This is a genomic window from uncultured Tenacibaculum sp., from assembly GCF_947495995.1.
GTDB lineage: Bacteria > Bacteroidota > Bacteroidia > Flavobacteriales > Flavobacteriaceae > Polaribacter.
In genome coordinates this window covers 1-7667 of sequence record NZ_CANMAX010000020.1, presented here as the reverse complement: position 1 = coordinate 7667, position 7667 = coordinate 1, and the positions used below count along the sequence as shown (strand labels likewise).

Annotated in this window: 1 protein-coding gene; it reads right to left on the bottom strand. The window is 38.7% G+C overall.

Annotation, left to right across the window (positions count from 1 at the left end):
* Positions 1-7667, bottom strand: a 7667-nt coding sequence (locus Q1A15_RS20805; RefSeq protein ID WP_299628358.1) for a hypothetical protein, incomplete at both ends; no start/stop codon positions are given.

The following is a 7667-nucleotide window of genomic DNA, read 5'->3' as shown; positions in this document are numbered from 1 at the left end:
ATGCTTAAGGTAGCATTATCAACTGTGTTTCCTGTTGTACATCCAAACTGAACTGCTGTCGGTGCTACAACCGTTAATAATGGATTATCTCCAATTACAATTCCAGTAACATCTGTTGTACATCCATTATCTCCTGTGGCAGTTACTGTATATGTTCCTGCTGGTACATTAATGAATGCATCACTTCCGGCATCGTAAACTCCTTGACCTGCTGCTAAGCCTGATCCTGCTGTCTGAACTAAACTATAAGTAACTGGAGTTAATCCTGCTGTTAAAGTAACCTCGATACGTCCTGTTGCACTTCCGTTACATGTAGCATCTACTGGATTTACTGTAAACGCTGGATCAACTGGGGCTACAATATCAAATGTCTTGGTAACAACACAACTTCCTGAACTTGTATCTATAACTCTAACTGTATACGTTCCTACTGGTGTAGTTAATGGTAATGTAAAGTTATCGCTTACTCCTGTTCCTGCAACTATAGTTCCTGTAACAACATTTGGTGTTGTTGGACTATCAACTTCATAAGTGTAGCTTCCTGTTCCTGAACTAACTTCAATACTGTATTCTGGTCCAGCAACGCATGTTAAAATGCTTACCGGGGTAATATCAAAGTCTAAATCTGGATTAATTGTAATATTCTGTGTTCCGGCTGCTGGACAACTGTTGCTGTCAACTACTGAAACTGTATATGTATCGGCTACTAAACCACTGAACTCAATTGGACTTGCTCCTGTTAATGTAAAGCTTGATCCTAAAGCTCCTGTTAATGTAGCTGTATATGGTGCACTTCCGTCTGCAATAGTAACTGTGATGATTCCTCCGTCTGTTGTACAAGCATTGTCATTCTTAGTAATACTAAAGTTAACCTGAGTAACATCTGCTACATTAACATTCTGTGCAACCTCACATCCGTTAGTATCTCGTACTGTTACGATATAATCTCCTGGTGCTAAATTCTCAAATAAGTTATTACCACTATAAGCAACTGCCGCTGAACCTCCTGGGGTAGCTGAACCTGTATCTGGGGCTAATTGGTATTCATAACCTCCCCAGCCACCTGTAACAGCGTCTACACGGATACTTCCATCTGTATCACCTGTACATGTAATTCCTGTTGGAATTGTAGTATAAGTAATCGCTGCTGTTGGACCTGCTATGGTAAACGTAGCTGTATCTCTTGTACAATCTGGGAACGCTGTCATAATTACGCGTACAAAGTAATCGCCTGCGGCTAAACCTGTAATAGCTTCTGCTACATTTCCTGTTCCACTTCCTGTGATAGCGGTAGCTGTTCCTGTACCTGCATCAAATACTGTATAGGTATATCCACCTGTATATGGTGTACTACTATCAAATATAATCTCTACTGCTGCTGTACTTGATCCGAAACAAACAACTGGTGATGTTTGAGTAACATTGATTAAATGATCTGGTACCGCTACTACTTCATAGCTTGAACTTAACTCACATCCTGTTACTGGGTGGGTAACTGTTACTGTGTAAATTCCTGCTGATAATCTTGTGGTGTTAGTTACACTTACTCCACTATCAACATTGTTTATCGTCTCAACTGCTGCGCCTGTGTTATCTGAGATAACTACTGTAGCTCCTGTTACTGCTAAACTTGATGTAAACTCAATATCGATTAACTCTCCACCATTGATACAACTAATAGCATCATTCTGGGTCGGTGTAATACTTTGTAATTCATCAAATGTATTGATAACTGTAATCGGTGAGAAACTCTCACAACCTTCGCTATCTACTACTCTTACATAGAAGCTTCCACCTGATGTATCTGAGATACTGTATGTGTTTACACTTCCTGCAACTGTTACAGCTGTAATCTCTGTATCTAAACTTGGATCGAAATCTCCAAATGGTGCAACATCTAAGTATAACTCAACGGTGTTGTATACTGTACTTCCTCCTGTGATTCCTGAACCAACTGCTGTGTCAATGCTTAAGGTAGCATTATCAACTGTGTTTCCTGTTGTACATCCAAACTGAACTGCGGTTGGTGTTACAACCGTTAATAATGGATTATCTCCGATTACAATTCCCGTAACATCTGTTGTACATCCGTTATCTCCTGTTGCAGTTACTGTATATGTTCCTGCTGGTACATTAATGAATGCATCACTTCCGGCATCGTAAACTCCTTGACCTGCCGCTAAACCTGATCCTGTCGTTTGAACTAAACTATAAGTAACTGGAGTTAATCCTGCTGTTAAAGTAACCTCGATACGTCCTGTAGCACTTCCGTTACATGTAGCATCTACTGGATTTACTGTAAACGCTGGATCAACTGGCGCTACAATATCAAATGTCTTAGTAACAACACAACTTCCTGAACCTGTATCTATAACTCTAACTGTATACGTTCCTACTGGAGTAGTCAATGGTAATGTAAAGTTATCGCTTACTCCTGTTCCTGCAACTATAGTTCCTGTAACAACATTTGCTGTTGTTGGACTATCAACTTCATATGTATAGCTTCCTGTTCCTGAACTAACTTCAATACTGTATTCCGGACCAGCAACACATGTTAAAATGCTTACTGGGGTAATATCAAAGTCTAAATCTGGATTAATTGTAATATTCTGTGTTCCGGCTGCTGGACAACTGTTGCTGTCAACTACTGAAACTGTATATGTATCGGCCACTAAACCACTGAACTCAATTGGACTTGCTCCTGTTAATGTAAAGCTTGATCCTAATGCCCCTGTTAACGTAGCTGTATATGGTGCACTTCCGTCTGCAATAGTAACTGTGATGATTCCGCCGTCTGTTGTACAAGCATTGTCATTCTTAGTAACACTAAAGTTAACCTGAGTAACATCTGCTACATTAACATTCTGTGCAACCTCACATCCGTTGGTATCTCGTACTGTTACGATATAATCTCCTGGTGCTAAATTCTCAAATAAGTTATTACCACTATAAGCAACTGCCGCTGATCCTCCTGGGGTAGCTGAACCTGTATCTGGTACTAATTGGTATTCATAACCTCCCCAGCCACCTGTAACAGCGTCTACACGGATACTTCCATCTGTATCACCTGTACATGTAATTCCTGTTGGAACTGTAGTATAAGTAATCGCTGCTGTTGGACCTGCTATAGTAAACGTAGCTGTATCTCTTGTACAATCTGGGAACGCTGTCATAACTACGCGTACAAAGTAATCGCCTGCGGCTAAACCTGTAATCGCTTCTGCTACATTTCCGGTTCCACTTCCTGTGATAGCAGTAGCTGTTCCTGTACCTGCATCAAATACTGTATAAGTATATCCGCCTGTATATGGTGTACTACTATCAAAGATAATCTCTACTGCTGCTGTACTTGATCCGAAACAAACAACTGGTGATGTTTGAGTAACATTGATTAAATGATCTGGCACTGCTACTACCTCATAGCTTCCACTTAACTCACATCCTGTTACTGGGTGTGTAACTGTAACTGTGTAAACTCCTGGTGATAATCTTGTAGTGTTGGTTACACTTACTCCACTATCAACATTGTTTATCGTTTCAACTGATGCTCCTGTGTTATCTGAGATAACTACTGTAGCTCCTGTTACTGCTAAACTTGATGTAAACTCAATATCAATTAACTCTCCTCCATTGATACAACTAATAGCATCATTCTGGGTCGGTGTAATACTTTGTAACTCATCAAATGCATTGATAACTGTAATCGGCGAGAAACTCTCACAACCTTCGCTATCTACTACACGTACATAATATCTACCTCCTGCAGTATCACTAATTGTATATGTATTTACACTTCCTGCAATTGTTACAGTTGTAATCTCTGTATCTAAACCTGTATTGAAATCTCCAAATGGTGCAACATCTAAGTATAACTCAACGGTGTTGTATACTGTGCTTCCTCCTGTGATTCCTGAACCAACTGCTGTATCAATACTTAAGGTAGCATTATTAACTGTGTTTCCGGTTGTACATCCAAACTGAACTGCTGTCGGTGCTACAACAGTTAATAATGGATTATCGTTTACAATAACCCCAGTAACATCTGTTGAACATCCGTTATCTCCTGTTACAGTTACTGTATATGTTCCTGCTGGTACATTAATAAATGCTCCGCTTCCTGCATCGTAAACTCCTTCACCTGCTCCTAATCCTGATCCTGCTGTCTGAACTAAACCATATGTTAACGGAGTTAAACCTGCCGTTACTGTTAATTCTAAACGTCCTGTAGCACTTCCGTTACATGTAGCATCTACTGGATTTACTGTAAATGCTGGATCAACTGGTACTACTATATCAAATGTCTTAGTAACAACACAACTTCCTGAACCTGTATCTATAACTCTAACTGTATACGTTCCTACTGGAGTAGTCACTGGTAAAGTAAAGTTATCGCTTACTCCTGTTCCTGCAACTATAGTTCCTGTTACAACATTTGGCGTTGTTGGACTATCAACCTCATAAGTATAGCTTCCTGTTCCTGAACTAACTTCAATACTATATTCAGCTCCAGCCGCACAAGTCAAAATACTTACTGGTGTAATATCAAAATCTAAATCTGGGTTAATTGTAATATTTTGAGTTGATGGAGAACATCCATTTGTATCTTCAAAAGCTACTGTATATGTATCTGCTACTAAACCTGTAAAGTTAAAAGGTCCTGCTCCTGTTAAAGTGAAACTTGATCCAAGAGCACCTGTTAATGTAGCTGTATAATTTCCTGTGGTAGCTCCAGTAACACTAACCGTAATTTCTCCTAAATCTGCACTACAAGCATTATCGTTTTTCGTAACTGAGAATGTAGGATCTTGACTAACTGTTAAGTCAACTGGACCTATTGTTGTATTACATGCATTACCATTGCTATCAGTAATTGTAACAGTAATACCTGTAACTGGATTTAAAGTATTTGTAACGTCTGAGTAAGCGAACTCAATAACATTACCATTAACTACAGCATCCGCTGGAGTAAAGTTAGTAGCAGTAGCTACAGTGAATGTATACGGAGGTGTTCCTCCTGTTACATTTTCAACTCTAATAACTCCATCTCTACTACAAGTTATGTTTTCTACTACGGCTAAATTAGCTGTTATTGGTGCTGTTTCAAGAATTTCTACGTTCGGACTGGCAAATGTACAAGTTCCTGCATTGTTCTCTATTTCTACATAATAAGTACCTGGAGCTAATGTTCCATTAGAAGTAGGTACTATAGGATCTAAATTACTTTGTGTACCTGTTTCAACAGAGGTAATTGCTCCTGTTACAACATCAATAGTGAATAATTCCCAACTTATAGATGGGACTCCACCGTTTAATTGATTTGAAGTACTATCATCTATATCAAATTGTAAACTTCCTGTACTTCCTCCATTACATGATTGACTTAAAATTGACGGAGTAATTTCTACATCTATATCAATAATAAAAGTATCATCTAGCCTTGTACAATTATTATCTCCTAAATCTCTAACAAAGAAGAAATAAGTTCTACCAGGCACTAAGTTTGTAAATGTAAATGTTCTACTTGTTGTACCTCCAGCTGGTTGCCATCCAGTTGGTCCTGGCGGAACAGGAATTGTATTGTATGTATATTCAAATGGTCCAACACCTGTTAATGGATCTACAGTAACTACAGCTGTAGCACCTGAAGTACAATCAACCGTATCGGTTGTAATGTTTACTACTAAAGGACTTACCTCAAACGGCATTGTAAACGAACCTAAACTTGTAAAACATATAGTATTAGATTCTGTAGCAATATCTGTTATACGTATTGCTGGGAAAGTAACAGTTCCATAGTTAAAATCTGGGTTTCCTGCTGTTCCTCTAAATGTTGGACTATCTTGCCAAGTTGCACCATTATCTGTACTAAACTGTATTTTATTTGGTGCTGAAACCGTTGGGAACCCTGTAAAATCATATCCAAATAAACCTTCATTTCCAACAAAGTCTGTACCACAGGTTGGTCTTTCAGGAAGTATTGTTGCAGTTAATAAAGGAGGATCTGTCAAAGTTACAGATTGTGAATCTGTACACCCTAATCCATCAGTAATATCCACTGTATATGTTTCCGCAGGTAAATTAGGGAACGATAATGATGTTCCTGTAAAATTATTTATCGTTTGTAATAAACCTCCTGAATCAGATAATGTTATAGTATGAGGGATTCTACCATTTGAGATAGTTACATCAATACTTCCATTATCTCCATTACATGCTGGCTGATTATCTGTTAAAGATATTCCTACTGCTACTACAGTATCGACTACTACATCTTCTATTACATAAGTACAACCATTACTATCTCTTACGAATACATCATAAGTCCCTCCACCAGCTACAATAGGATTTGTTGCTGAGAAAGTTCCTACAGGTGCACCTGCTGGAGTAGCTGCATTAATCTCTGCAGAGAAAGTATATCCACCTGAACCTCCAACTGGAGTAATGCTTATTTCTCCATTCGAACAACTAGCGTCTGTTACTACAGCTGTCGCTGTAAGTTGGGGCAAAATTGTAGCATTTACTGTATCTGTACACCCTTTATTGTCAACAACTTCTACAGCATATGTATTGGCTCCTAATCCTGAGAATGTATGTGTGCTTCCTGTTACATTAATGAAAGCTCCACTGTCTAAACGAACTCTAAACGGTGCTTCTCCACTTGTAATGTTTACAGCAATAGTTCCATTGCTTCCATCATAACATGTAACTGGAGTAGCTGTGAAAACTACTGGATCAAAATTGTTTATAGTAAAACTTGCTGTAGCTGTACATCCATTATCATCCGTTACTCGAATCGTGTGAGTACCCGCTGGAATATCTGTTAAACTTGTAATGAAAGCTCCTGCTCCATTTAATTGATAGTCATATGTATATGGTGGTGTACCTCCTGTAACATCTCCTTCAATTGTTGCTCCTGTAGCTGGATCACAAGTTACCTCTTTTAAAACATTAGCTGTTAAACCTGTTAAAGCACTTGGCTCTGTGATACTTACATTATTTACAGTTACAACACACTGTGTTCCTGCTGATGAAACTGTAGATGAACGAACTTCTACTGTGTAACTTCCTGCTCCTAATCCTGTAGTAACTGTTAACGGACTTGTTGTGTTTCCTGTTACCCAACCTGCTCCGTTTATATTGTATTCAAATGATGCTCCAAAGTTTGTTGCTGTTATAGTAACCTCGCCATTTGTATCTCCGTTACATAAAACTGATGAACCAACTGCTGTTGCTGTGAATTCTTGATTATCTAAAATAACAACTCCTATATCTGTAGTACATCCACTTCCGTAGTTAACTTCAACTGTATAACTTCCAACGGCTTGACCATTGAAAACTCCTGTACCATTTGTCGCTACTGAACCGCCTGTTGAATCTAATAATTCATAAGTATAAGTTCCTGCTGGAGTTGGGGTAATGGTAATATTTCCTGTTCCGTCACAATTGTATGCTACTGATTCACTTAACGTTGGTGCTGTTGGTAAATCATTTATCGTAACTGTACCTGTGAATCCTCCACATCCGTTACTATCCTCAATACGAACATCATAAGTTCCTGCTCCTAATCCTGTAACTGGTGAAGTTGTACTGCTTAAGAAAGTAGCACTTGTCGTTAATTTATAGAAATATGTATAAGTTCCTGTTCCTCCGGTTGGATTAGTAAAACT